Raw genomic sequence first — 24,058 nt, forward strand, 5'->3', positions numbered from 1 at the left:
TTTAAATCGGCATAATAACCGGTAAAATCATAGGGCTTCTTTCTGTACGCTCGTACAAGAATGGTTTTAAGCTTTGGATGATTTCATTTTTAACAGAATGTTCTGTGATAGACTCTTTTTTCATTTCTTTCGCAAGACTGCGAGAAACGACATTTTGTGCATCATGAATCAATTTTCCTGATTCGCGCATGTAAATAAATCCTCGAGAAAGAATATCGGGTCCAGCTAAAACTTCATGAGTTTTGAAGTCAATGGTCACCACGACTACTAATAAACCTTCTTCAGATAATAATTTACGGTCACGCAACACGACATTCCCGATATCTCCAATTCCTTTACCATCAACATACACGTCACCAGCCTCAAAGTGACCGGCTCTGCGTGCAGAATCTTCTGTAAATGCAATAACGTCTCCATTTTCAGCGATAAAGCAATTTTCTTTTGGAACACCAGTCTGTTCAGCAAGACCAGCATGAATTTTCTGCATTCTGTATTCACCGTGAATAGGAATAAAGTATTTCGGTTTCATCAAACGCAGCATCAATTTTTGTTCTTGTTGACTACCGTGACCAGAAGTATGGACGTTGTTTAATCTACCATGAATCACATTTGCTCCAGCTTCTGACAATAAGTTGATCAAACGGTTTACGCTGGTTGTATTTCCAGGAATAGGTGAGCTGGAGAAAATAACAGTATCTCCAGGCTGTATTTGAATCTGACGGTGAGTACCGTTCGCAATTCGACTAAGAGCAGCCATCGGTTCACCTTGAGAACCTGTACATAAAATGATTGTTTCATTGGCTGGATAACGATTGATCTCTCTTTGATCTACAAATATTTCCTCGGGAGCAGTGATGTAACCTAATTCACGTCCGGTAACTGCAGAAGCTTCCATGCTTCTACCAAAAACAGCAATTTTTCGGCCGGTCTTGATAGCTGCATCAGCTACTTGTTGCAGTCTAGAAATATTTGATGCGAAAGTTGCAAAAATGATACGTCCTTCGACTTTTTGCATGATGCTGGTGATAGAGTCGCCAACAACTTGTTCAGATTTTGTAAAGTTTGGTATTTCTGCATTAGTACTATCAGAAAGGAGAGCCAGTACTCCTTCATCACCGATTTTTGCCATACGGTGTAGGTCAGCAGGTTCGCCGACAGGAGTGAAATCAAATTTGTAATCCCCTGTGTGAACAATATTACCGGGCGGTGTTTTTACAATAATTCCATATGCTTCAGGAATACTGTGAGTCGTCCGGTAAAAGCTGACACTTGTTTTACGGAACTTGATGACATCATGTTCATCGATTTTATGAAGTTCTGCATCACGCAATAATCCGCGCTCATTTAATTTGTTTTGAATTAAGGCATATGCTAATGGTCCTGCATAAATAGGGATGTTTACTTGTTGCAGTAAAAATGGAATCCCGCCAATATGATCTTCGTGACCATGAGTAATGAATAAACCTTTTATTTTACTAATGTTTTGTACGATATAACTATAGTCAGGAATGACATAATCGATACCGAGCAAATCATCTTCAGGAAACTTGATACCAGCATCAATCAAGATGATTTCATCTTGGAATTGAACACCGTATGTGTTTTTCCCAATTTCGCCTAATCCCCCAATGGCAAATACGGCAGCTTCATTATTTTTGATGTTTGGTTTCATTAGCTAAACTCCGTCAAAGTGAAGTCAGGACTTTTTTGTTCGTATGCTAAGTGTGCTGGGTCTAAAAGTTGAACAAATTCAACGTTATAGGGGGTGTTTTCTTCAACCATTGCACGTGCATCTACATCTGTTTCTGCTTCAACGTAAAGAGATTTTGTTTCTTCTCTCTTTGGATTTCTGATTTTCTCTTCTTGATAAGTTACTTTAAATATCATATCTATTCTCTCCTTTAATCTTTCATTCTTTTAAAAGTAAAAAGCAAATTAAATAATTCTGTAAATAAATTAAATTTGGGTACAAAAAATAAACGATTTTTGATAAAAGACGATCGATTTATCTCCTAATGTACATTTTTTCTCCCGAACTGGTTGTTGTGGTTAACCACAACGGCTATAAATAGTTTAACACAGTTTGCACATTAAGTATAGATTGGAAGACTTGATGTAAGCAAACGAAGTTCTCTATCCGGAGCAGTAGTATGGAGAAGATAAAAGGTTTTTCATGGCTGATTTTTTAGCATAAAAAGGTTTTCAATATCAGCTTTTCTTTTAGTCTCTAATCCGATAGAATGGGATAGGGAAGATAGAATTTTGGAGAGTAGGTAATCAAATGAAGAAGAAAATCCTTTTTTTTGATATTGACGGCACACTATTAAATGACGAGAAAAAAATACTGACAAGTACTAAAGAAGCGCTGCAGGAATTGCAGTCTAATGGTCATGAAATTGCAATAGCAACAGGAAGAAACTATGCTATGGCTAAAGTCGTGATCGATGAGCTGGACTTGAAAAATTACATTGTTTGTAATGGATCAGCTGGGTTTTTCCATGATGAACAAGTATACGAAAACCCTTTAGATGCGGCTGATTTTGAAAGATTACTGACGGTAGCCGATCGAAATCAACATCAAATGGTGTATGAAACACCTTTTATGCTTAAAAGACGAGATGAATTTGTCGATGCGAATATCAAAACTGCTATGGAAGCAGTAGGCTTTGGAGTACCGGAATACAACAGTGACTTTTACAAAACGAATAAGCTTGTTCAAGCGCTGTTGTTTTATCGTGAAGAAGATCAAGCAATTTATGAAAATGGACAATTTCCTAAATTCAAATTTGTCCGTTGGCACGATGCTGGAGTGGATATATTGCCTCGTGGTGGATCAAAAGCTAAAACCATTCTTAAATTATCTGCTGATCAAGGTTTTGAGAGAGAAGATATCATTGCTTTCGGAGATGGATTGAATGATTTAGAAATGATCACAGAAGTGGGTACAGGTGTGGCAATGGGAAATGCTCTCGAAACGATCAAACTACGTGCAAATAAAGTAACGGCTAATAACAATGAAGATGGCATTGCGATTGCATTAAAAGAAATGAACTTGATTTAGCTGAAACAGTTATTTTCCTATCGGAGATGACTAAAAAGGGGACAAACATTATGAAGATGGTTGCTTTGCTTCGAGGAGTCAATGTTGGCGGTAAAAACAGAGTGCCGATGCAAGAGTTGAAGAAGTGCTTTTTGGATGCAGGCTTTACAGAAGTCGCTACATATATCAACAGTGGAAACATCGTATTTGAAGCGGATTGGAAAAGTAGAGAACAAACGCTTCAAGATTATTGTCAGCAGATCATTGAAGCAGCATTTGGTTTTCCTGTGATCGTTGCGATTGTTACAGCTGACGAGTTAGCGGAGGCAATTCAACATGCTCCATCATGGTGGGGAGCAAATCCTGCTATGAGACACAATGCTCTATTTGTCGTTTATCCGGCCTCAGCAGAAGACGTATTGTCTGGAGTGGGGCCTATCAACAATGATCTAGAAAAAGTGTCTTACATAGGCAATATCCTTTTTTGGAGTGCTTCAGTAGAAAAATACAGTCGGACGCGGTTTTCAAAAATCATTGGGACAAAATCCTATCAACAGGTAACGATCCGCAATGCAAATACTACTCGAAAATTATGGGCTATGTCCCAAGAGCAGATAGAAAAATAAAGACTTTATGAGCAAAAAAAAGTGTACAAAAACAACGTCAGTGGTATAATAAGGATGTTGTTTCTGGGGGTATAGCTCAGCTGGGAGAGCGCTACGCTGGCAGCGTAGAGGTCAGGGGTTCGAGCCCCCTTATCTCCATACCATCATTTAAAAGAAGTCGTTAAAACTTGGGCAGGACTAATGTTCTGTATGTTTTAGCGGCTTTTTTGCTTCTCCTGTTAAAAGATAAAGTAATTTAATCGCAATTATGCTACAATTGAACGTGTGTTCTCTCGTGTAAAAGAGGGATTTCTTTTGTTGAGCGAAGACATTTTTGTGTGCAGGTATTTATCAACGAGACCTAGCCGCAAATGATTATTTTTAGACATCCTCCCTGAATAGTAAGAATGAGAATTTTTTTGTTTAGTGTTAAAGGTGTTTACTTTTTGAAAGGAGAAAAGATGCAGTACAAAACACATTTAGTCGTTACTTATGCGGCTGCTTTACCAATGTTGGCCTCTTCAGATTCTTTAACGATAGGAAATCTGGCTGTTTTAGGCATAGGAGCGCTATTTCCTGATATTGACCATCCGGGATCTTTTATAGGTAAAAGACTGCCGATAGTGAGTGACGGAATGAGGAAATTATTCGGGCACAGAGGAATTGTCCATTCTTTAGCAGGAGCCGTTTTTTTTACAGCGGTTTTTCGGTTTCTGTCAGTGACGTTTGACTGGCCGATCGATTGGGCGACTTGGTTCTTAATGGGCTTTTTCGCTCATTTAGTAGAAGATTCTTTTTCGAAGTATGGTATCGCTTGGTTGCAGCCTTTATACAATAAAAATATTCAATTTGGACTAAAGCGAGTATATTATACAACTGGCAGAGGAAGTGAATGGGCTATTTTCATCATTGCTTCGGCAATTTTAGTGTATCAAATTGTGCAGACAGATTTATTTGCACAACTCACTTTTCCATTGCCCGAGATTCAAAATGTCTTAAACCAAATCAAAAATACGTATTTTATTTAATTTGTTCAACACAAAAAGGGGACGATTTTTATCGTCTCCTTTTTGCTGCATTATTTTCATATGAATAGAAAGATTAAGAAATCACGTTTGTTCCTTCTTCTAAATCAAATGGATTTTCTTCGTTGATGCGATCGTAGAACATCACACCGTTCAAATGATCAATTTCATGTTGGACTACCATAGCTGCATAATTTTTCAAACGTACTTTTTGTTTTTCGCCATTTAAATCGTAATACGTCACAGTTATTCTGCTGTGGCGTGGAACATAACCAGACACATCGCGGTCAACAGATAGACAGCCTTCACCTTCAGCTAAGCAAGAAGACTGAACAGAGTGACTGACGATTTTAGGATTGACCATAACAGTACTTAGAATATATTCATCACTATTTTCTTCGATTCCGGGAATATGAACAGCCAGCATACGGATGGATTGATTGATTTGAGGAGCGGCTAAACCTACACCAGCTCTTAACTCATATTTTTCTGCTATTTCCGGATCTTGACTATTGACTAAGAATTCCATCATTTCATGCCCCGTGTCAATAACTTCTTGTGATAAAGGGAGTTCTAGTTCTTTGGCAACGAGGCGAAGAGTAGGATGGCCTTCTCGAATAATGTCTTTCATTGTAATCATTACTATTTCACTCCTACTAAATATAGGGATTTCGTACCCCTTAAGATTATTTTCAACTCTTTCATTTTAACAGGAATGAAGGGATATTGCACGAGTATTTGTTCTTTTTATCTTTGATGAAATGTGCGATAATAAAAAAGTCATCTTTTCAACAAACTTTTATATTTTAATGGATAGGGGAAATTTTATGTCAGATGCAAAAAAATATATTGAAGAAGTGTACCAAGAAGTAAGCGAAAGAGATTTTTATCAGCCGGAATTTTTACAAGCTGTTCGCGAGTTTTTTGACTCTATTGAACCTGTCTTGGCGTCACATCCCGAATTGATGCAACAAAATATTTTAGGACGTTTAGTGGAGCCTGAGAGAATTATCCAATTTAGAGTTCCCTGGGTAAATGATCAAGGGGAAGTTGTTGTCAATCGAGCTTTTCGTGTTCAATTCAATTCAGCGATTGGTCCTTATAAAGGTGGTATGAGATTTCACCCTACAGTGAATCAAAGCATCGTCAAATTTTTAGGTTTTGAACAAATCTTTAAAAATAGTTTAACAGGATTACCTATCGGCGGAGGGAAAGGCGGCAGCGATTTTAATCCAAGAGGCAAGTCCGATGGAGAAGTCATGCGTTTTTGCCAAAGTCTAATGACTGAATTGCAAAAATACATTGGTCCAGACACGGATGTTCCTGCAGGAGATATTGGTGTAGGAGCAAGGGAAATCGGTTATTTGTATGGACAATACAAAAAATTGAATGAATCTCAAAACGGTGTATTAACTGGAAAACCTCTATTGTATGGCGGAAGTATCGGAAGAACTGAAGCGACTGGTTATGGATTGGTTTATTTTACTAAAGCTATGTTAAAAGATGCAGGAAAAACGTTTAAACACCAAAAAGTAGTCGTTTCCGGAAGCGGAAATGTAGCCATTTATGCGATGGAAAAAGTGAAGGAATATGAAGGTGTCGTAATCGCTTGTTCTGATTCTGACGGTTACATTATTGATGAAGCAGGAATTGATATCGAACTTGTAAAAGAGATTAAAGAAAAGAGACGTGGCCGTATCTCTGAATACGTTGCTCAACGTCCTGAAGCAGAGTACTTTGAAGGAAATGTATGGAACCACAAAATAAACTATGGTATTGCCTTGCCATGTGCTACTCAAAATGAAATATTTGGTGAAGCTGCAGAAACCATTATTGCAAATGGAGTTTATGCGCTTGCAGAAGGTGCTAACATGCCCACAGATTTAGAAAGTTCTAAGAAATTGCAAAAAGCTGGTATCTTATTTGGACCGGCTAAAGCGGCAAATGCTGGTGGAGTAGCTGTGTCTGCTCTGGAGATGTCCCAAAACAGCCAACGATTAAGCTGGGAATTTGAAAAAGTGGATGCTGAATTAAAATCCATTATGAAAACTATTTACCGACAAATTAGTGAGACTGCTAAAGAATATGGTATTGAAGGTGATTTTGCAGCTGGTGCAAATATTGCCGGATTCAACAAAGTGGCTTTTGCTATGTTAAGCCAAGGGATAGTCTAAATAGAAAGAAGCAAAAGGAAGCGGAATAAAAACCGCTTCCTTTTCTTGTGCGCCGTTTCGTGTAATAAATATTAACGAAAAAAGCAGAGTGTTTTTCATTCAGCTGTAAGATTGGATCGGAAAGTATAGACAATTTAAGGTTTTGGAATGAAAAAAATCTTGAAACGCTAGTAAATGGTACAGGAATTTCCTGTTTATATAACAGATATTGTGAACAGGCGTACTAATTATCTGCGCTCTTAAGTCATGCCTTGAATGAATGGAAGAAAAGCGTTACCACTCCTTATTACGAGGAAGTTTTCTATAAAACAGAAAAAGAGATTTGTTTTAATAAAGAGGAAACCTTCTTGTTTTAGATAAAAGGACCATTTAGTTTATTAGTGTAATATAAAGTGCTTGCAAAATAGTTTAAAGAGTGATAAATTTGTAGAGTAAACGGACTGAATTAATACAGTTTTTGAAATCTGTATTAATGGTTTGGAAATTAGATTGTTATAAAAGAGAGGAATGGGTATTAAATGGCTAACAATAAACAACCTGTAGATTATGAAGCGTTGTTAAGTGCAATTGATGCTGCTTATCCAATGGTACAAATCTTAGACAAGGACGGAAATGTCGTAAACGAAGACATTATGCCTGATTTAACTGATGATCAGTTAGTAGAATTAATGGAGAAAATGGTGTGGTCTCGTATCTTACATGAACGTTCAATGGCATTAGCTCGTCAAGGACGTTTAGGTTTCTATGGACCTACTGCTGGTCAAGAAGCATCTCAACTTGCAAGTCATTATGCATTTACTAAAGAAGACTGGTTGTTCCCAGGCTACCGTGATATCCCGCAATTGATTCAACACGGGCTTCCTGTTAGCAAAGCATTCTTATGGTCAAGAGGACATGTTGAAGGAAACAATTATCCAGAAGATTTACACGCTATGCCTCCACAAATCATTATCGGGGCTCAAATCATTCAAGCGATGGGTAGCGCTGTTGGTCAAAAATTAAACGGCGATAACGCTGTAACATTCACCTATACTGGTGATGGTGGTTCTTCACAAGGAGACTTCTATGAAGGAATCAACTACGCAAGCCGTTACAAAGCTCCAATCGTATTTTACATTCAAAATAACGGATATGCTATTTCAACTCCTCGCGAAAAACAAACTGGCGCTAAAACATTGGCCCAAAAAGCTGCAGCAGTTGGAATTCCAGGTATCCAAGTAGATGGTATGGATCCATTAGCAGTTTATGCTGTATCTAAACAAGCTAGAGAATGGGCTTTAGCAGGAAATGGTCCTGTTTTAATTGAAACAATTACTTCTCGTTTCGGTCCTCACTCAACTTCTGGAGATGACCCAACTCGTTACCGTGAGCAAGAAAGTTTCGATTACTGGGCACAACGCGACCCATTAATCCGTTTCCGTAACTTCTTGACTGCTAAAGGTCTATGGACTGAAGAAAAAGAAGAAGCTTACATTGAAAAAACTAAAGAAGAAATCAAAGAAGCTGCTAAAGAAGCAGACAAAGCACCTAAACAAAAAATCTCTGGTTTCTTGAAAAACATGTTTGAAGAACCAGGACAAGTAACGCAAGAGCAAATTGCGAAGTACGAAGCAAAGGAGAGTAAATAAGCATGGCACAAAAAACAATGATTCAAGCAATCACTGAAGCCTTAGATCAAGAAATGGCACAAGACAATAAAGTGATGATTTTCGGTGAAGACGTTGGTAAAAACGGTGGAGTTTTCCGTGCTACTGAAGGACTAAGCGATAAGTATGGTGAGGACCGCGTAAGCGATACTCCACTATCTGAATCAGCAATTGGTGGAATGGCTATTGGTTTAGCTCTACAAGGTTTCCGTCCAGTACCTGAAGTTCAATTTATTGGATTTATCTTTGAAGTAATGGATTCAATCGTTGCTCAAGCAGCTCGTACTCGTTACCGTATGGGCAGCACTCGTATTATGCCGATTACTTTCCGTATGCCGTTTGGTGGAGGAGTTCATACTCCAGAATTGCACGCCGATAACCTTGAAGGATTATTTGCTCAATCACCAGGTTTGAAAGTAGTTGTTCCTTCTAACCCGTACGATGCAAAAGGTCTATTGATTTCAGCTATTCGTGACAACGACCCAGTTGTTTTCTTAGAACACATGAAACTTTACCGTTCATTCCGTGACGAAGTTCCTGAAGAACAATATACAGTTCCTCTAGGAAAAGCTGCTGTGGCTCGTGAAGGTAAAGATGTTTCTGTTATCACTTACGGCGCAATGGTTCGTGAATCATTGAAAGCTGCTGATGAATTAGAAAAAGAAGGCATTTCTGTAGAAATTATCGACTTGCGTACTATATCTCCATTGGATATTGAAACAATCGTTGCATCAGTTGAAAAAACTGGACGCGCGGTAGTTGTTCAAGAGGCTCAACGCCAAGCAGGTGTTGGTGCAACCGTTATTTCTGAAATCTCGCAACGTTCTGTTTTATCTCTTGAAGCTCCTGTAGGATTTGTAGCAGCTCCTGATACAATTTTCCCATTTGGTCTTGCTGAAGACGACTGGAACGTTAACGCAAAAGATATCTTGGAACAAATTAAAGAAACTGTAAACTTCTAATATAGAAGAGTAATTACTTTATTAAAAAGAAGATTTTTAATAAAATATGAATGAATGGACTTTGATAAAAAAGGACATTCATTCATGTGTTTGTTATCAAAAAGTGATTTAACAACTACAGTGAGAGAAAGAAAGGAAGAAATAAAACATGGCTTTCAAATTTAAAATGCCAGATGTTGGCGAAGGAATGGCAGAAGGCGAAATCGTAAAATGGTTAGTCGCTGAAGGAGATACAGTAGAGGAAGAAGATTCAGTTGCTGAGATCCAAAACGATAAATCTGTTGAAGAAATCGCAGTTCCAGTTTCTGGAACAATCAAAAAAATCTTAGTAGCTGAAGGAACAGTAGCAAGTGTTGGTGACGTATTGATTGAAATCGATGCTCCTGGATACGAAGATGACAGTGAAGAAGCAGCAGCTCCATCTACTCCAGCTTCTCCTGCAGTAGAAGAAAAAGCTGTTGACCCAGCAACTTCTGGATCAACTGGTTCTTCAATCTACAAATTCAAAATGCCAGACGTTGGTGAAGGAATGGCAGAAGGGGAAATCGTAAAATGGTTGATCGCTGAAGGAGACACAATTGAAGAAGAAGATTCAATTGCTGAAATTCAAAACGATAAATCTGTTGAAGAAATTGCTTCCCCAGTATCAGGAACAATCAAAAGCATTTTAGTTTCTGAAGGAACAGTAGCAAGTGTGGGCGATATTCTTGTTGAAATCGATGCTCCAGGATATGTTGATGAATCAGCTCCTGCAGCTGAGGCTACTGCTTCAACTTCAACTGAAAGCAAACCTGCTGCATCAACACCTCAAACTGGTGAACGTAACGAGCGCGTATTGGCTATGCCATCTGTACGTCAATTTGCACGTGACAACGATGTAGAAATCGCATTAGTTACTCCATCTGGTAAAGGCGGACGTACAACTAAAGCTGATGTACAAAGCTTTATGGCTGGTGAAACTGCTGCTCCAGCTAAAGAAGAAACAGCTGCAGCAACTCCAGCTAAAGAAACAGCAAGTAAAAAAGAAGCAGCTCCAGCTGCACAACCTTTCTCTTCTTCTATGGAAGAATCAGAAACTCGCGAAAAAATGACTGGTATGAGAAAAGCTATTGCTAAAGCTATGGTAAACAGTAAACAAACTGCTCCTCATGTTACATTACATGACGAAGTGGAAGTTTCTAAATTATGGGATCACCGTAAGAAATTCAAAACAATTGCTGCTGACAAAGGAACGAAACTTACGTTCTTACCGTATGTTGTTAAAGCATTGTCGGCAACAGTTAAAGCTTTCCCAGTAATGAATGCATCAATTGATGATGCAACACAAGAAATTGTGTACAAAAACTACATTAACATCGGTATTGCAACAGATACTGATAATGGATTGTACGTACCAAACGTTAAAAATGCTGATGCAAAAGGTATGTTCACTATCGCTGATGAAATTAATGAAAAGGCAGCTCAAGCTCACGAAGGTAAATTAGCTGCTGCAGATATGAGAAACGGTTCAATCTCAATCAGTAACATTGGTTCAGTAGGCGGCGGCTGGTTTACTCCAGTAATCAACTACCCAGAAGTAGCTATTTTAGGTGTTGGAACGATTGCGCAACAACCAGTTGTGAATGCTGAAGGCGAAATTGTTGTTGGACGTATGATGAAACTTTCATTAAGCTTTGACCACCGTATTGTCGATGGAGCTACCGCTCAAAAAGCAATGAACAACATTAAAAGATTATTGGCAGATCCAGAATTGTTATTAATGGAAGGTTAAGGTGAAAATTACATGGTAGTAGGAGATTTCGCAGTAGAATTAGACACAGTTGTCGTAGGATCAGGCCCCGGCGGATACGTTGCGGCTATTCGTGCAGCACAATTAGGACAAAAAGTAGCGATTGTTGAAAGAGAATACATTGGAGGCGTTTGTTTAAACGTTGGATGTATCCCTTCAAAAGCATTAATAAGCGCGGGACATCGGTACCAAGAAGCTCTAGATTCATCAGTTTTTGGTGTTTCTACAGAAAACGTCACTCTTGATTTTACTAAAACTCAAGAATGGAAAGACAACAAAGTAGTGAACACGTTGACTAGCGGTATCGAAATGTTGCTTAAAAAGAACAAAGTAGAAATTTTACGCGGAGAAGCATATTTCAACAATGATCACACAATGCGTGTGATGACTGAAATGAGCGCACAAACTTACACGTTCAAAAACGCTATTATCGCAACTGGTAGTCGTCCAATCGAAATCAAAGGATTTAAATTTGGTGGACGCGTGATCGATTCAACTGGCGGTTTGAACCTGAAAGAAGTACCTAAAAAATTAGTTGTTGTAGGCGGAGGCTATATTGGTAGTGAATTAGCTGGAGCTTATGCTAACTTGGGTGCTGAGGTGATTATTCTTGAAGGAGCAGGTTCGATCTTAGGCGGTTTTGAAAAAGACGTCGTTAAATTGGTTGAAAAGAACTTCAAATCTAAAGGGGTTACTGTTGTTACAAAAGCAATGGCTAAAGAAGCTGTTGAAACAGACAACGGAGTTACAGTTAAATATGAAGCAAATGGAAAAGAAGAATCTGTTGAAGCTGACTATGTAATGGTAACTGTAGGCCGTCGTCCAAACACAGACGATTTAGGTCTAGAAGCTGTTGGAATCAATATGACTGACCGTGGCTTAATTGAAGTTGACGCACAAGGGCGTACTAACGTTGATCACATTTATGCTATCGGAGACATCGTTCCTGGGGCTGCGTTAGCTCATAAAGCAAGTTATGAAGCTAAAGTAGCTGCTGAAGCTATTTCTGGTAAAAAAGTTGCTGTTGACTATCGTGCTATGCCAGCAGTTGCGTTTACAGATCCTGAAATTGCCATCGTTGGTTTGAATGAAAAAGAGGCTAAAGAAAAAGGATTAGATGTTAAATCAGTTAAATTCCCATTAGCAGGTAACGGTCGTGCTCTCTCTCTAGACGCGACAGAAGGATTTGTTCGTTTAGTAGTTACTAAAGAAGACAATGTTATTGTCGGAGCTCAAGTTGCTGGAGTTAGTGCAAGTGACTTGATCGCTGAATTAGGTTTAGCTGTTGAAAGTGGTATGAATGCGGAAGATATTTCTCTTACCATTCATGCTCACCCTTCTTTAGGCGAAGCTGTAATGGATGCTGCTGAAGCAGCATTGGGTATGCCAATTCACATGTAAAATTGTTGCAGTTTCGGTATTTGTGTAAACTACCGAGTTGAAATTTTTGCTTGAATCTATCAAAAAGAAGCTGGGACCTTGTCTCAGCTTCTTTTTGTGTAAATTAATTCTCGTCTTGCTACATCAATAAATACCCTCTCGTGTTTATCGACAAATATAGGAGAAAGCTGAGTAAAGCAATATCATTCCTTTTTTGTTATAATAAAAAAGAAGAAAAACGATAAAAATGAGTAAATGAGGATAGTAATATGGAAAAAAATTATGAGTATCCATTAGATTTAGACTGGTCAAAAGATGAATTGGTAGATGTGGTTCAGTTATGGAGGTTAGTAGAGTTGGCATATGAAAAGGGCGTTGAACGAGAAGTGTTTTTAGCGCAGTATGCATTGTTTAAAAAAGTAGTTCCCTCTAAAGGGGAAGAAAAAAGTTGGGGCAATAAATTTGAGGCTGCTTCCGGTTATTCATTATATCAAGTAGTCAAAGCTGCAAAAGAAAGCGAAAAAAAAATCATTCGCTTATAATGTAATAAACAATAGTTGAAATTTGAAAGGCAGAAAATAAGCTGCGCTATTCTAAATCAAATGAGAGGATGTAATCAGTTGGATCAAGTAGAAAAAAGAGATCGGCTCATAACAGAATGGATTTTAGAAGCAGGGGAAAAAATTAAGCACTCTTTTAAAGAGACGATTCAAGTAGAAGAAAAAACAAACCGCAATGACTTAGTAACAGAGATGGATAAAAAAACAGAAAAATTTTTGATTGATAACATTCAACAACATTTTCCAGGTGAACGTATTTTTGCGGAAGAAAGCAATAATAAAGACATTCAAGACTTGTCAGGAAACGTTTGGATTATTGATCCAATTGATGGAACACTTAATTTTGTCAAACAGCACAATGATTTTGCTATCATGATTGCATTATATAAAGACGGCGTAGGACAGATGGGTTATATTTATGACGTTATGAAAGATGAATTGTATTCTGCAATCAAGGATAATGGAGTTAGTTGTAATGGACAACCAGTGGGTGAAATCAGCGATATAGGGCTGGAAAATGGATTGGTAGCTATCAGCAGTCTTTTATTGTCTGGGAATAACGATACTGTCCGTAAGATCGGTCGTAAAAGCAATGGTGTTAGAATGATAGGATCAGCTGGTCTTGAAACCATCTATGCAAGCACTGGGAGAATTGTGGCATATATAGCTGCGTCATTAGCGCCATGGGATATTGCCGCTGGAAAATTGATTGCTGAGGAACTCGGTTTAATCTACACTCAACACGATGGAAGCACTATTGATTTGTTGAAAAAAAATCCGGTTGTCGTTGCTACTCCTGCAGCCCATCAAACAATTATTGAGATGCTCAATAACGAATCGTAAGCAGCTTGATAAATGTTTTTCATAAAAACGGTCACGAAAAGTTTTCTTTTGTATACGTTCCTTAAAAAAATGAAAGTTTTTCTTTTCAAAGCCCCGTTAAAGTGTTACACTATGAAAGTTGAAAGTTGAACATTGCACGTTTTCATAGCGTTTTCATTAGCGGGGACGATGAGAAATAAGACAATCTAAAAATGATTTCAGTCATTAGAAAAGTTTGGCTTTTTAATTTTTGCTCAATGGATGTTGAACAAAAAGTAGTACATGATTTAAAAAGAAATCTTGGAGGAATATATCAAAATGAATAGAAGAGAAAATCTTAGAAATATCGCAATTATTGCCCACGTTGACCATGGTAAAACAACATTAGTAGATGAGTTGTTAAAACAGTCTGATACTCTTGACGCGCATAATGAACTAGCAGAACGTGCTATGGACTCTAATGCCATCGAACAAGAGCGTGGTATCACTATCCTTGCGAAAAATACTGCTGTTAAATACAAAAATCACCACATTAATATTATGGATACACCAGGACATGCGGACTTTGGTGGAGAAGTAGAGCGTATCATGAAAATGGTTGATGGTGTAGTTTTAGTTGTTGACTCATATGAAGGAACAATGCCTCAAACACGTTTTGTATTGAAAAAAGCTTTGGAGCAAAAATTAACTCCAATCGTTGTTATCAATAAAATCGACAAACCATCTGCACGTCCAGCTGAAGTTGTAGATGAAGTTTTAGAATTGTTTATCGAATTGGGAGCAGACGATGATCAATTAGAATTCCCAGTTGTTTATGCTTCTGCATTAAATGGAACAAGTAGTTTATCAGAAGATCCAAGTGAACAAGAAGCTTCTATGGATCCTGTTTTTGAAACGATCTTAAAAGAAATCCCAGCACCAATCGATAATAGCGACGAGCCGCTACAATTCCAAGTTTCACTATTGGATTATAGTGACTACGTTGGTAGAATCGGTATTGGTCGTGTCTTCCGCGGAACAATCAAAGTTGGAGACCAAGTTGCTCTAAGTAAATTAGACGGAACAACTAAAAACTTCCGTGTAACTAAATTGTTAGGTTTCTTTGGATTGACCCGTGTTGAGATCGACGAAGCGAAAGCTGGAGATTTGATTGCAGTTTCTGGTATGGAAGATATCTTTGTTGGGGAAACAGTTACTCCTGTTGACCACATCGATCCACTACCTATCTTGCACATTGACGAACCAACATTGCAAATGACGTTCTTAACAAATAACTCACCTTTTGCAGGTCGTGAAGGTAAATGGGTAACTTCTCGTAAGTTAGAAGACCGTTTGCTATCTGAATTGCATACTGACGTTTCTTTACGTGTTGACAATACAGACTCCCCAGACGCATGGATCGTTTCAGGTCGTGGAGAATTGCATTTGTCTATCTTGGTAGAAAACATGCGTCGTGAAGGTTACGAACTGCAAGTTTCACGTCCTGAAGTTATCGTTAAAGATTTTGATGGAGTGAAATGTGAACCATTTGAACGTGTTCAAATCGACACCCCTGAAGAATACATGGGTTCTATCATTGAGTCATTAAGCCAACGTAAAGGTGAAATGATTGATATGGTAAACAATGGTAACGGACAAGTAAAATTGATTTTCTTAACTCCAGCACGTGGTTTGATCGGATATTCAACTGAATTCTTATCTATGACTCGCGGTTACGGAATTATGAATCACACGTTTGACCAATATCTTCCAGTGGTTAAAGGAAACATTGGCGGACGCCGTAATGGAACTTTGGTTTCTACTGAAACTGGAAAAGCAACCACTTATGGAATTATGGGTGTTGAAGATCGCGGAACGATTTTTGTTGAACCAGGTACTGAAATTTATGAAGGTATGATCGTTGGACAAAATAGTCGTGACAATGATATCACCGTTAATATTACTAAAGAAAAACAAAAAACAAATATCCGTTCAGCAAACAAAGATCAAACAAACGTGATTAAAACTCCGCGTAAATTAACACTAGAAGAATCACTACAATTTATTGCAGATGATGAATATTGTGAATTGACACCAGAAAGCATCCGTTTGCGTAAACAAATCCTTAACAAAAACGAACGTGAAAAATCTGCTAAGAAAAATAAAATGAAATAATAAGCCTCTTCTTATTTCATGAGGGCTGAACTGTAAAAAGTTCAGCCCTTTTTTTGCTTGTTGAAATAACCTAGATAATTAAACTCTCTTTTAAAAAAAATAGGAATCAAAGTAGCTGTCTTATTGTTGCGGGGGCTTTTTGTTGTTATAATAAACTCATTGGTTATTGGGAAGATGATAGGGTGAAGCTACAGAGAAAAAATTCAGTACAGGACACTGACGATAAGTGGTGTATAATGAATACTTATAAGCTCTGATTGAATGGTCAATGGAAGAAACAAACCACCCTATTCCTGTACTAAATAGCTTATAAAGCAATTAAGATCAGACAGACCATAATTTAAAAAGGGGGCTAAGGCTAAATTAGCCGCTTTCATGAAGAAAATAAGTTATCTTGACTATTATATCTTGATACCTTACTTGGTGTTGACCAGTATAGGAATCTTAATGGTATACAGTGCCAGTAGTTTTATAGCGTTGCAGAATTTTGATAACGCACAATATTATTTTATCAGACAAGCAATATTTGCAGGAGCTGGATTGTTCTTTTGTTTCTTCGCGTATATGCTTCGGCTAGAAATCTTAAAACATAAGGCCTTTGTTATTTCAGCCATTAGCATTATTGTAATCATGTTGCTGTCTCTTTTGGCTTTTGGAGAAGAAATCAATGGAGCAAAAGGGTGGCTCGATTTAGGACCTCTTGGAAGAATACAGCCAGCAGAATTTGCTAAAGTAGTGGTTATTTGGTATTTTGCTTTTATTTTTTCAAAAAGACAGCAAAGGTTTGTTCAAGATCTAAGAGAAACAGTCAATGCCTTTTTAGCACCTTTGTTACTGTTCGTGATTGGGATCGTATTTCCTATCATCTTACAGCCGGATATTGGGGGAGCTATTATTATACTGGCGATAGGAGTAGTAATGGTTTTAACCAGCGGAATCTCTTATAAGTTTGGGTTAGGTCTTGCAGTTGCAGGTAGTACCGTTATATGGGGCGTAATGGAATTGATTCGTCGCTTTGGGACTAGTCTGCCTTTTATTGAAGGCTATCAATATGACCGATTTTTAGCATTTTGGGATCCTTTTGCTGTTTCTGAATCGACAGGGCTGCAATTGGTCAACTCTTATTACGCGTTAAGTCGAGGTGGTTTGTTTGGGGTAGGGATTGGAGAAAGTGTCCAAAAAACTGGTTATCTGCCTGAACCTTACACGGACTTTATCATGTCGATATTAGGTGAAGAATTAGGACTTGTAGGTGTTTTAAGTGTTGTTCTGCTGTTTGGATTTTTAATTCTGCGCATTTACTTAATCGGTATTAAAACCAAGGATTCTTTTGGCTCATTGGTATGTATTGGAATTGCTACCATGTTGCTCATCCAGTCGACCATTAACTTGGGGGGGATCTTAGGATTAATGCCTATCACTGGGGTTACTTTTCCGTTTATTAGTTACGGAGGATCCAGCATTTTGATTCTTTCGGTTTCAATAGGAGTCGTATTAAATGTGAGTGCTACCTCAAAAAGAAGAGAATTGATGACAAAAACAACACAAGGCAATACATAAAAAAAATAATTGCTGGCTAGTTGTGGCAAACATTCTGCTTTAGAAAGGTTTGCTGAACAACTTGAGTCCAATAAACGAGGAGAGATAGCATGAAAAAAGTCTTAGTAGCTAACCGAGGAGAAATTGCAATTCGTATTTTCAGAGCTCTTACAGAATTGCAAATAGATACGGTAGGGATTTATGCGCAAGAAGATGAAAAATCAGTCCACCGCTTCAAAGCGGATGAAGCTTACCTAGTGGGAAAAGGAAAAAAACCGATTGAAGCTTATTTGGATATTGAAGATATCATCCGTATTGCTAAAGAAAGCGGCGCAGAAGCTATTCATCCAGGTTATGGATTTTTATCTGAAAATATTGATTTTGCTCGTCGTTGTGAAGAAGAAGGCATTATATTTATTGGCCCTCAATTGCATCATCTGGATATCTTCGGAGATAAGATCAAAGCTAAACAAGCCGCTTTAGAAGCAGGACTGCAAACCATTCCTGGTACAGATGGTCCAGTAAACAACTTAAATGAAGTAAAAGAATTTGGAGACCAACATGGTTATCCAATTATTATTAAAGCTGCTCTTGGAGGCGGCGGACGTGGGATGCGTGTAGTCTATGATAGCTCAGAATTAGAAGAAAGCTTCCAACGCGCTCAAAGTGAAGCTAAAGCCGCTTTTGGTAGTGGAGAAGTATATGTCGAAAGATATGTACAAAATCCAAAACATATTGAAGTGCAAATATTGGGAGACAAACAAGGGAATATTGTTCATTTATATGAAAGAGATTGTTCTGTCCAAAGACGTCATCAAAAAGTTGTGGAGGTGGCACCGTGTGTGTCCATTTCTGAAGAATTGCGTCAAGAAATGTGTCAATCTGCGGTTCAATTGATGCAACATGTTGGATATGAGAATGCTGGTACAGTGGAGTTTTTACTAGAAAATAATCAGTATTATTTTATTGAAGTTAATCCACGTGTTCAAGTAGAACATACAATTTCAGAAATGATCACAGGAGTAGATATTGTCCAAGCCCAAATCTTGATTGCTCAAGGATTGGATTTGCACAAGGATATCCATATCCCTCAACAAGCTGATATGCCATTAATGGGAGCTGCTATCCAATGCCGTATTACGACTGAAGACCCATTGAACAACTTTTTACCGGACACTGGTAAAATCAATACCTATCGTTCTCCAGGTGGTTTTGGAATTCGTTTAGATTCAGGCAATGGGTTCCAAGGAACAGTTGTAACACCGTTCTTTGATTCTCTATTGGTAAAAGCTTGTGTCCAAGCGAGTACTTTTGAATTAGCTGCTCAAAAAATGATGCGCGCTTTAAAAGAATTCCGTATTCGCGGAGTAAAAACAAACATTCCGTTTATGCAAAATGTGATTGCGCACGAAGAATTCCTTTCTGGAAATGCTAAAACAACGTTTATCGACTCTACTCCAGAATTGTATCAATTTTCAGCAGTTCGTGACCGTGGAAACAAAACGATGGCATATATTGGAAATATCAGTGTAAATGGATTCCCGGGAATCGATCATGGTCAAAAACCATTCTTTGAAGAACCACGGAAGCCTAAACAACTGATTTTACCGAAAGAACCGATGATTACTGCCAAACAACTGTTGGACACAAATGGTGCAGAAGCGGTTAGTTCATGGTTAAAAGAACAACAAGCTGTCCAGTTGACGGATACTACGTTTAGGGATGCTCACCAAAGCTTATTGGCCACTCGCGTACGTACTCAAGACTTCTTAGAAATCGCTGCGGATACTCAAAAAGCTTTGCCGCAACTCTTTTCTACTGAGATGTGGGGCGGAGCTACCTTTGATGTGGCTTACCGTTTCTTAAATGAAGATCCATGGGATAGATTAAAAAAACTGCGTAAAGAAATGCCGAACGTATTGTTTCAAATGTTGTTTAGAGGCTCTAATGCGGTAGGATATCAAAATTATCCAGACAACGTGATCGAAGCTTTTATCAAACAAGCAGCTGCCAACGGTATTGATGTGTTTCGTATTTTTGATAGTTTAAACTGGATTCCGCAAATGGAAAAAAGTATTCAAGCTGTAAGGGATAACGGGAAAATTGCTGAAGGAACGATTTGTTATACCGGAAACTTCCTAGATCCGGCACAAACGAAATATACATTGAATTACTATAAAGAAATGGCTAAAGAACTTGAACAACTGGGTTCTCACATGATTGGAATCAAGGATATGTCGGGCATTCTAAAACCGCAAGCAGCCTACCAGTTAATCAGTGAATTGAAAGAAACGATTGATCTGCCGATTCATTTGCATACTCACGATACTAGTGGGAATGGTATTTTCACTTATGCAGAAGCCATTCGAGCAGGCGTTGACGTCATTGATGTTGCTACTAGTGCAATGAGCAGCAGAACGAGCCAACCAAGTATGAGCAGCTTGTATTACGCGACTGAATCAAGCGACAGACGTCCAAAAATTGAGATTGATAACGTGGAACAAATTGATCACTACTGGCAAGATGTCCGCCGATATTACAAAGACTTTGAGATCAAAGTTACCGGGCCTCAAACGGAGGTCTACCAACATGAAATGCCTGGTGGTCAATACACCAACTTGCAACAACAAGCAATCGCCGTTGGTTTAGAATCGCAATGGGATGACATCAAGAAAATGTATACCATAGTGAACCAGATGTTTGGAGACATTGTTAAAGTAACACCGTCTTCTAAAGTAGTCGGTGATATGGCTTTATTCATGGTCCAAAACAAGCTTTCTCGTGAAGATGTATTTGAAAAAGGAATGGAGATCGATTTTCCAGATTCTGTCATCAACCTGTTCATGGGAAATCTAGGTCAGCCTACAGGAGGTTTCCCTGAAGAGTTGCAACGCATCATTCTAAAAGATAAGAAACCTTTTACAGAAAGACCAGGAACACTGGCAGAAAATGTCGATTTTGATACAGTTAAACAAGAACTGCAAGAAGCGATCGATAGAGAACCAACGATGGAAGAAGTCTTGAGTTACTTGATGTATCCTCAAGTGTTCTTAGATTATACGCAATCATACAATCGTTATGGGGATGTGACATTGTTAGATACTATGACATTTTTCCACGGAATGCGTACAGGTGAAACAATTGAAGTCCAAATTGAAAAGGGGAAAACGCTGATCATTACGTTAAATCAAATCGGTGAACCTAATTCAGAAGGTATGCGCGTATTGTACTTTGAATTAAATGGTCAAGGCAGAGAAATCGAAATCAAAGACTTGAGCATTACCAGTACCACAGCATTACGCAGAAAAGCAGAGCCTACAAACAAACAACATGTAGGTGCGACAATGTCTGGATCTGTTTTAGACATTTCTGTGAAAAAAGGCGACCGTGTAATAAAAGGCCAGTCTTTGATCACTACAGAAGCCATGAAAATGGAAACGACAATTAAAGCAACCACAGAAGGTGTTGTCGATCAAATTTACGTTGAAGTGGGCGATGTGATCGATTCGGGTGACTTGTTGATCGAAACAGTAGCTAGATAAGCATCCAAAATAAAAAGTGATTTAATGGAGGGAAATAGAGATGAAAACAGTTAGAAAAACGTTCGTATTATTTATTGTTTTTCTATTGGGATCTTATCTTTTCCCTCTTATTTTTCATTTTGACCGAGCAGAACCGATCGTCATTCCGGAAGAGTCTTCTAGTGAAGAGTTGGAATCTGCATCTGGATTAGAACCATCAGACTTGGAACAGACGCTTGTTCCAGCAGCTGGTTTTTCTAATTATGTAGGCATGGCTGTAGATGATTTTATAGTAGACTATGGAGATCCTTCTGTAATCAAAACTATAGCGGATGACAGCGAATTATGGATCTATGGCACCGAAAATACCCATTATCTGCAACTGACAGTCACTAATTATGTTATCGCTGAAATCTTAGTATTGGGTTCAGCTGTTGAGATCCCTCCATTTGAAATGGGGATGGAGCGAGCGGATATGTATCAAGTAGCTTCATTTGATCCAACATTTGAAGTCCGGTATGAGAATCAGCTGGTTCAAATCAATCTAAATGAAGACGAACTGAATAATCAGCCTTTAGTAGCCTTTGACAATCAAACGTATGCAATTTTGACGATGGACAGTCACACGAATACCATTGTGGGAATCCACTATATGAACAATGAAAGTTTGATTCATTCGGGATTATATGAAGTCAGTACTTTTTCATCACTTACTGAAGAGGCATTTGTTCAAATGAATCAGGCTATTCAAGAAAAGGTTAAGTCGGATCAAATTCTTCAATACATCAACATTCTGAGAGAAAAAATGGGCTTAGAGGCATTGGAATACAGTCTCGTTTTATCTGCTGTGGGAAATGAATTGTATGACTTTAATGAACTCACACAGGAGAACGAAGAAGCTGCTATGGAACCCGCTTCACAGCAAGAATCTAGTAATGATGCATTAGTCATTAATGAAGAGGCATCGGTAGAAACCGTTGAGGAAAAAGAGCAAACTGCCGGTACAGATTCTGAAAATAAACAATCTACACAAGAGACTCCTCAAATCAATCTGCTAGATGAAAGTACCATTCAAGCCTATTTAAATGAAGAGGAGATCCAATTAGATAATGTCAGATTGTTGTACCAGCCTGTTCAAACAAATCCTTCTATTTATGTGCTGCAGTGGTTTACTTTAGCTGAATACCGTGAAATTGTGATGGATAAAGCTATGAAACGAATAGGTATTTCATTTAGAGGAGACGAATTATTGCTGATACTAGATGACGGTTCTGAAATCGAGTTGTAGTAGTGTGACTAGAGTTGTATAATGTAGAAAAATAAAAACACTTTATCATTGAAAAGATCGTGTCAGGGATTGGAGGTACATTATGGAATTAAATATTAATGAAAGACAAGGGATCATCGTTTGGGTATATAGTTTAAAACATATGAAAACTTTGAAGAGACAAGGATTAATACATTATGTTTCCAAGCGGATGAAGTATGTCGTACTTTACGTAAACCGATCAGAAATCGATTTAACTGAAAAGAAGCTGAACAGTTTTCACTTTGTGCGTAAAGTAGAACGTTCTTACCGGGCGAATGTCAATATGGACTTTGATCATGTTTTAGGTGAACTCAGTCAAACAGCTGAAGATAAAACAACTGAAGAAGCCTTTAGCGGGTTAGGACAAGCTACCCCGTAATGTATAGAACTAAGGAATACATCGTTTTACGGTATTCCTTGTTTTGCATTTGCCAAATACCATTGAGAGGAATAAATTGTGTATGAGAGTGATTTCTGGAGAGTATGGAGGAAGAAGATTAAAAGCGGTACCTGGTAATAGTACCCGACCAACAACAGACAAAATAAAAGAATCCTTGTTTAATATGATTGGTCCTTATTTTGATGGTGGACAATGCTTGGATTTATTTGCCGGGTCGGGTGGATTGTCTATTGAAGCAGTCTCAAGAGGGATGGATGGAGCGGTGTTGATTGATAAAGCTCCTATGGCGATCAAAACGATTCAAGAGAATATTGCTGTTACTAAAGAAGAAGAAAAATTTACAGTGATTCGCAGTGATGCGACTAGAGCTTTAACAACGCTGAAAAGCAAAAAAATGCGTTTTGATTTAGTTTTTTTGGATCCTCCGTATGCAGAACAACAAATCCCCGCACAAATAGCTCAAATGCTTAAAAGGGAGCTGCTCTCTTCGAATGCATTGATTGTGTGTGAAGTAGACAAAAATGTTGCTCTGCCAGAAGAGATTCATCAGGCAAAACTGTATAAAAAAGCACAATATGGAATCACCACTATAGGGATTTACGAACTAATGATAGAAACGGAGGAAAAAGATGTCTAAAATTGCGTTGTATCCAGGAAGTTTTGACCCTATTTCTAACGGGCACATTGATATAATCAAACGTGCAGCTACATTATTTGACCGTGTTATCATTGCAGTAGCCACCAATACTTCGAAAAAAGCGTTGTTTACAGAGGATGAAAAAATCCAATTGATCCTGGAGAATGTAGCATCTTTATCCAATGTTGAAGTTGTTAAACACTCTGGAGGTCTGACTGTTGATTTGGCGGATGAGTTGAATGTTGATATTCTGCTCAGAGGCTTACGAAGTGTGAAAGATTTTGAATACGAAGCGGATATTGCGGCAATGAATAAAACGCAAAACAGCCGAGTAGAAACTGTATTTCTAGCATCAGATGAACGGTATCGGTTCGTCAGTTCAAGTTTGATTAAAGAAGTGGCTATGTTCGGAGGAGATATATCGGGTTTAGTACCGGATAATGTCAACGTGGCGATGAAGAAAAAATATGAAATAGAGTAGTTTTTGGTAAATAA

20 protein-coding genes and 1 tRNA gene are annotated in these 24,058 nt (G+C 38.2%); 18 read left to right on the forward strand and 3 right to left on the reverse strand.

What is annotated here, in order from left to right; translation table 11 throughout:
• Position 1: 1 nt before the first annotated feature.
• Together rnjA and ACEN36_RS01120 are read right to left on the reverse strand one after the other, a co-directional pair.
• Entirely contained in the window at positions 2-1,672 is a 1,671-nt protein-coding gene (gene rnjA, locus ACEN36_RS01115; protein ID WP_407095453.1) for a ribonuclease J1, read from the reverse strand.
• The gene (locus tag ACEN36_RS01120) at positions 1,672-1,887 is read right to left on the reverse strand and encodes a DNA-directed RNA polymerase subunit epsilon (protein WP_407095452.1); all 216 of its coding nucleotides are present in this window, start codon (positions 1,885-1,887) and stop codon (positions 1,672-1,674) included. Before ACEN36_RS01120 ends, rnjA begins: the two co-directional genes overlap by 1 nt.
• A gap of 394 nt (positions 1,888-2,281) precedes the next feature.
• Here ACEN36_RS01120 and ACEN36_RS01125 point away from each other — a divergent pair, with 394 nt between their 5' ends.
• The 4 genes from ACEN36_RS01125 to ACEN36_RS01140 all read left to right on the forward strand — a co-directional run bounded on the left by ACEN36_RS01125 (position 2,282) and on the right by ACEN36_RS01140 (position 4,673).
• On the forward strand, positions 2,282-3,061 hold the full coding sequence (locus tag ACEN36_RS01125; RefSeq protein ID WP_407095451.1) for a Cof-type HAD-IIB family hydrolase: 780 nt from the start codon (positions 2,282-2,284) through the stop codon (positions 3,059-3,061).
• A gap of 50 nt (positions 3,062-3,111) precedes the next feature.
• Positions 3,112-3,666: a DUF1697 domain-containing protein gene (locus ACEN36_RS01130; RefSeq protein ID WP_407125791.1), complete on the forward strand. Its 555-nt coding sequence runs from the start codon at positions 3,112-3,114 to the stop codon at positions 3,664-3,666.
• Positions 3,667-3,731: 65 nt separating this feature from the next.
• Positions 3,732-3,804, forward strand: a tRNA-Ala gene (locus ACEN36_RS01135).
• 302 nt (positions 3,805-4,106) lie between these two features.
• Positions 4,107-4,673 (forward strand): metal-dependent hydrolase, encoded by a 567-nt coding sequence (locus tag ACEN36_RS01140; protein WP_407095449.1) that lies wholly within the window; start codon positions 4,107-4,109, stop codon positions 4,671-4,673.
• A gap of 73 nt (positions 4,674-4,746) precedes the next feature.
• Here ACEN36_RS01140 and def read toward each other — a convergent pair whose 3' ends face one another.
• Positions 4,747-5,310, reverse strand: coding sequence for a peptide deformylase (def, locus tag ACEN36_RS01145; RefSeq protein ID WP_407101678.1), 564 nt, complete (start codon positions 5,308-5,310; stop codon positions 4,747-4,749).
• 187 nt (positions 5,311-5,497) lie between these two features.
• On the opposite strand from def, the gene gdhA reads away from it, so the two are divergent.
• From gdhA to coaD, 14 genes are all read left to right on the forward strand, one after another.
• The gene (gene gdhA / locus ACEN36_RS01150) at positions 5,498-6,844 is read left to right on the forward strand and encodes an NADP-specific glutamate dehydrogenase (RefSeq protein ID WP_407101680.1); all 1,347 of its coding nucleotides are present in this window, start codon (positions 5,498-5,500) and stop codon (positions 6,842-6,844) included.
• A 518-nt stretch (positions 6,845-7,362) separates the two neighbouring features.
• A complete protein-coding gene (pdhA, locus tag ACEN36_RS01155; protein WP_407101682.1) occupies positions 7,363-8,472 on the forward strand; it encodes a pyruvate dehydrogenase (acetyl-transferring) E1 component subunit alpha in 1,110 nt (369 codons plus the stop codon).
• A gap of 2 nt (positions 8,473-8,474) precedes the next feature.
• Entirely contained in the window at positions 8,475-9,452 is a 978-nt protein-coding gene (locus ACEN36_RS01160) for an alpha-ketoacid dehydrogenase subunit beta (protein ID WP_407101684.1), read from the forward strand.
• A gap of 148 nt (positions 9,453-9,600) precedes the next feature.
• Positions 9,601-11,223: a dihydrolipoyllysine-residue acetyltransferase gene (locus ACEN36_RS01165; protein WP_407101686.1), complete on the forward strand. Its 1,623-nt coding sequence runs from the start codon at positions 9,601-9,603 to the stop codon at positions 11,221-11,223.
• A gap of 12 nt (positions 11,224-11,235) precedes the next feature.
• Positions 11,236-12,642 carry a dihydrolipoyl dehydrogenase gene (gene lpdA, locus ACEN36_RS01170; protein ID WP_407095443.1) on the forward strand — a complete coding sequence of 469 codons (1,407 nt, stop codon included), beginning with the start codon at positions 11,236-11,238 and terminating at the stop codon, positions 12,640-12,642.
• A 248-nt stretch (positions 12,643-12,890) separates the two neighbouring features.
• Positions 12,891-13,163: a UPF0223 family protein gene (locus tag ACEN36_RS01175; RefSeq protein ID WP_407095442.1), complete on the forward strand. Its 273-nt coding sequence runs from the start codon at positions 12,891-12,893 to the stop codon at positions 13,161-13,163.
• Between the two features lie 78 nt (positions 13,164-13,241).
• Complete coding sequence (locus ACEN36_RS01180; protein WP_407095441.1) at positions 13,242-14,024, forward strand: inositol monophosphatase family protein; 783 nt, start codon at positions 13,242-13,244, stop codon at positions 14,022-14,024.
• Between the two features lie 297 nt (positions 14,025-14,321).
• A complete protein-coding gene (gene typA / locus ACEN36_RS01185) occupies positions 14,322-16,157 on the forward strand; it encodes a translational GTPase TypA (protein ID WP_407095440.1) in 1,836 nt (611 codons plus the stop codon).
• A 375-nt stretch (positions 16,158-16,532) separates the two neighbouring features.
• Positions 16,533-17,717: an FtsW/RodA/SpoVE family cell cycle protein gene (locus ACEN36_RS01190; RefSeq protein ID WP_407101688.1), complete on the forward strand. Its 1,185-nt coding sequence runs from the start codon at positions 16,533-16,535 to the stop codon at positions 17,715-17,717.
• 89 nt (positions 17,718-17,806) lie between these two features.
• Positions 17,807-21,238 (forward strand): pyruvate carboxylase, encoded by a 3,432-nt coding sequence (locus tag ACEN36_RS01195; RefSeq protein WP_407101690.1) that lies wholly within the window; start codon positions 17,807-17,809, stop codon positions 21,236-21,238.
• 40 nt (positions 21,239-21,278) lie between these two features.
• A complete protein-coding gene (locus ACEN36_RS01200; protein WP_407101692.1) occupies positions 21,279-22,505 on the forward strand; it encodes a CAP-associated domain-containing protein in 1,227 nt (408 codons plus the stop codon).
• An 82-nt stretch (positions 22,506-22,587) separates the two neighbouring features.
• A complete protein-coding gene (locus ACEN36_RS01205; RefSeq protein WP_407101693.1) occupies positions 22,588-22,905 on the forward strand; it encodes a YlbG family protein in 318 nt (105 codons plus the stop codon).
• 82 nt (positions 22,906-22,987) lie between these two features.
• Positions 22,988-23,563 carry a 16S rRNA (guanine(966)-N(2))-methyltransferase RsmD gene (gene rsmD, locus ACEN36_RS01210; RefSeq protein ID WP_407095435.1) on the forward strand — a complete coding sequence of 192 codons (576 nt, stop codon included), beginning with the start codon at positions 22,988-22,990 and terminating at the stop codon, positions 23,561-23,563.
• Positions 23,556-24,044: a pantetheine-phosphate adenylyltransferase gene (gene coaD / locus ACEN36_RS01215; RefSeq protein ID WP_407101695.1), complete on the forward strand. Its 489-nt coding sequence runs from the start codon at positions 23,556-23,558 to the stop codon at positions 24,042-24,044. The genes rsmD and coaD overlap by 8 nt, the downstream gene beginning before the upstream one ends.
• Positions 24,045-24,058: the final 14 nt, after the last annotated feature.

The sequence above is a fragment of the Desemzia sp. FAM 23989 genome (genome assembly GCF_045528345.1).
In the GTDB taxonomy this organism is placed as follows: Bacteria; Bacillota; Bacilli; order Lactobacillales; family Carnobacteriaceae; genus Desemzia.

Excerpts from the sequence above, each read along its gene's own strand:
- rnjA (WP_407095453.1), bottom strand. The coding sequence starts at position 1,672 with ATGAAACCAAACATCAAAAATAATGAAGCTGCCGTATTTGCCATTGGG.
- ACEN36_RS01120 (WP_407095452.1), bottom strand. The coding sequence starts at position 1,887 with ATGATATTTAAAGTAACTTATCAAGAAGAGAAAATCAGAAATCCAAAG.
- ACEN36_RS01125 (WP_407095451.1), top strand. The coding sequence starts at position 2,282 with ATGAAGAAGAAAATCCTTTTTTTTGATATTGACGGCACACTATTAAAT.
- ACEN36_RS01130 (WP_407125791.1), top strand. The coding sequence starts at position 3,112 with ATGAAGATGGTTGCTTTGCTTCGAGGAGTCAATGTTGGCGGTAAAAAC.
- ACEN36_RS01140 (WP_407095449.1), top strand. The coding sequence starts at position 4,107 with ATGCAGTACAAAACACATTTAGTCGTTACTTATGCGGCTGCTTTACCA.
- def (WP_407101678.1), bottom strand. The coding sequence starts at position 5,310 with ATGATTACAATGAAAGACATTATTCGAGAAGGCCATCCTACTCTTCGC.
- gdhA (WP_407101680.1), top strand. The coding sequence starts at position 5,498 with ATGTCAGATGCAAAAAAATATATTGAAGAAGTGTACCAAGAAGTAAGC.
- pdhA (WP_407101682.1), top strand. The coding sequence starts at position 7,363 with ATGGCTAACAATAAACAACCTGTAGATTATGAAGCGTTGTTAAGTGCA.
- ACEN36_RS01160 (WP_407101684.1), top strand. The coding sequence starts at position 8,475 with ATGGCACAAAAAACAATGATTCAAGCAATCACTGAAGCCTTAGATCAA.
- ACEN36_RS01165 (WP_407101686.1), top strand. The coding sequence starts at position 9,601 with ATGGCTTTCAAATTTAAAATGCCAGATGTTGGCGAAGGAATGGCAGAA.
- lpdA (WP_407095443.1), top strand. The coding sequence starts at position 11,236 with ATGGTAGTAGGAGATTTCGCAGTAGAATTAGACACAGTTGTCGTAGGA.
- ACEN36_RS01175 (WP_407095442.1), top strand. The coding sequence starts at position 12,891 with ATGGAAAAAAATTATGAGTATCCATTAGATTTAGACTGGTCAAAAGAT.
- typA (WP_407095440.1), top strand. The coding sequence starts at position 14,322 with ATGAATAGAAGAGAAAATCTTAGAAATATCGCAATTATTGCCCACGTT.
- ACEN36_RS01190 (WP_407101688.1), top strand. The coding sequence starts at position 16,533 with ATGAAGAAAATAAGTTATCTTGACTATTATATCTTGATACCTTACTTG.
- ACEN36_RS01195 (WP_407101690.1), top strand. The coding sequence starts at position 17,807 with ATGAAAAAAGTCTTAGTAGCTAACCGAGGAGAAATTGCAATTCGTATT.
- ACEN36_RS01200 (WP_407101692.1), top strand. The coding sequence starts at position 21,279 with ATGAAAACAGTTAGAAAAACGTTCGTATTATTTATTGTTTTTCTATTG.
- ACEN36_RS01205 (WP_407101693.1), top strand. The coding sequence starts at position 22,588 with ATGGAATTAAATATTAATGAAAGACAAGGGATCATCGTTTGGGTATAT.
- rsmD (WP_407095435.1), top strand. The coding sequence starts at position 22,988 with ATGAGAGTGATTTCTGGAGAGTATGGAGGAAGAAGATTAAAAGCGGTA.
- coaD (WP_407101695.1), top strand. The coding sequence starts at position 23,556 with ATGTCTAAAATTGCGTTGTATCCAGGAAGTTTTGACCCTATTTCTAAC.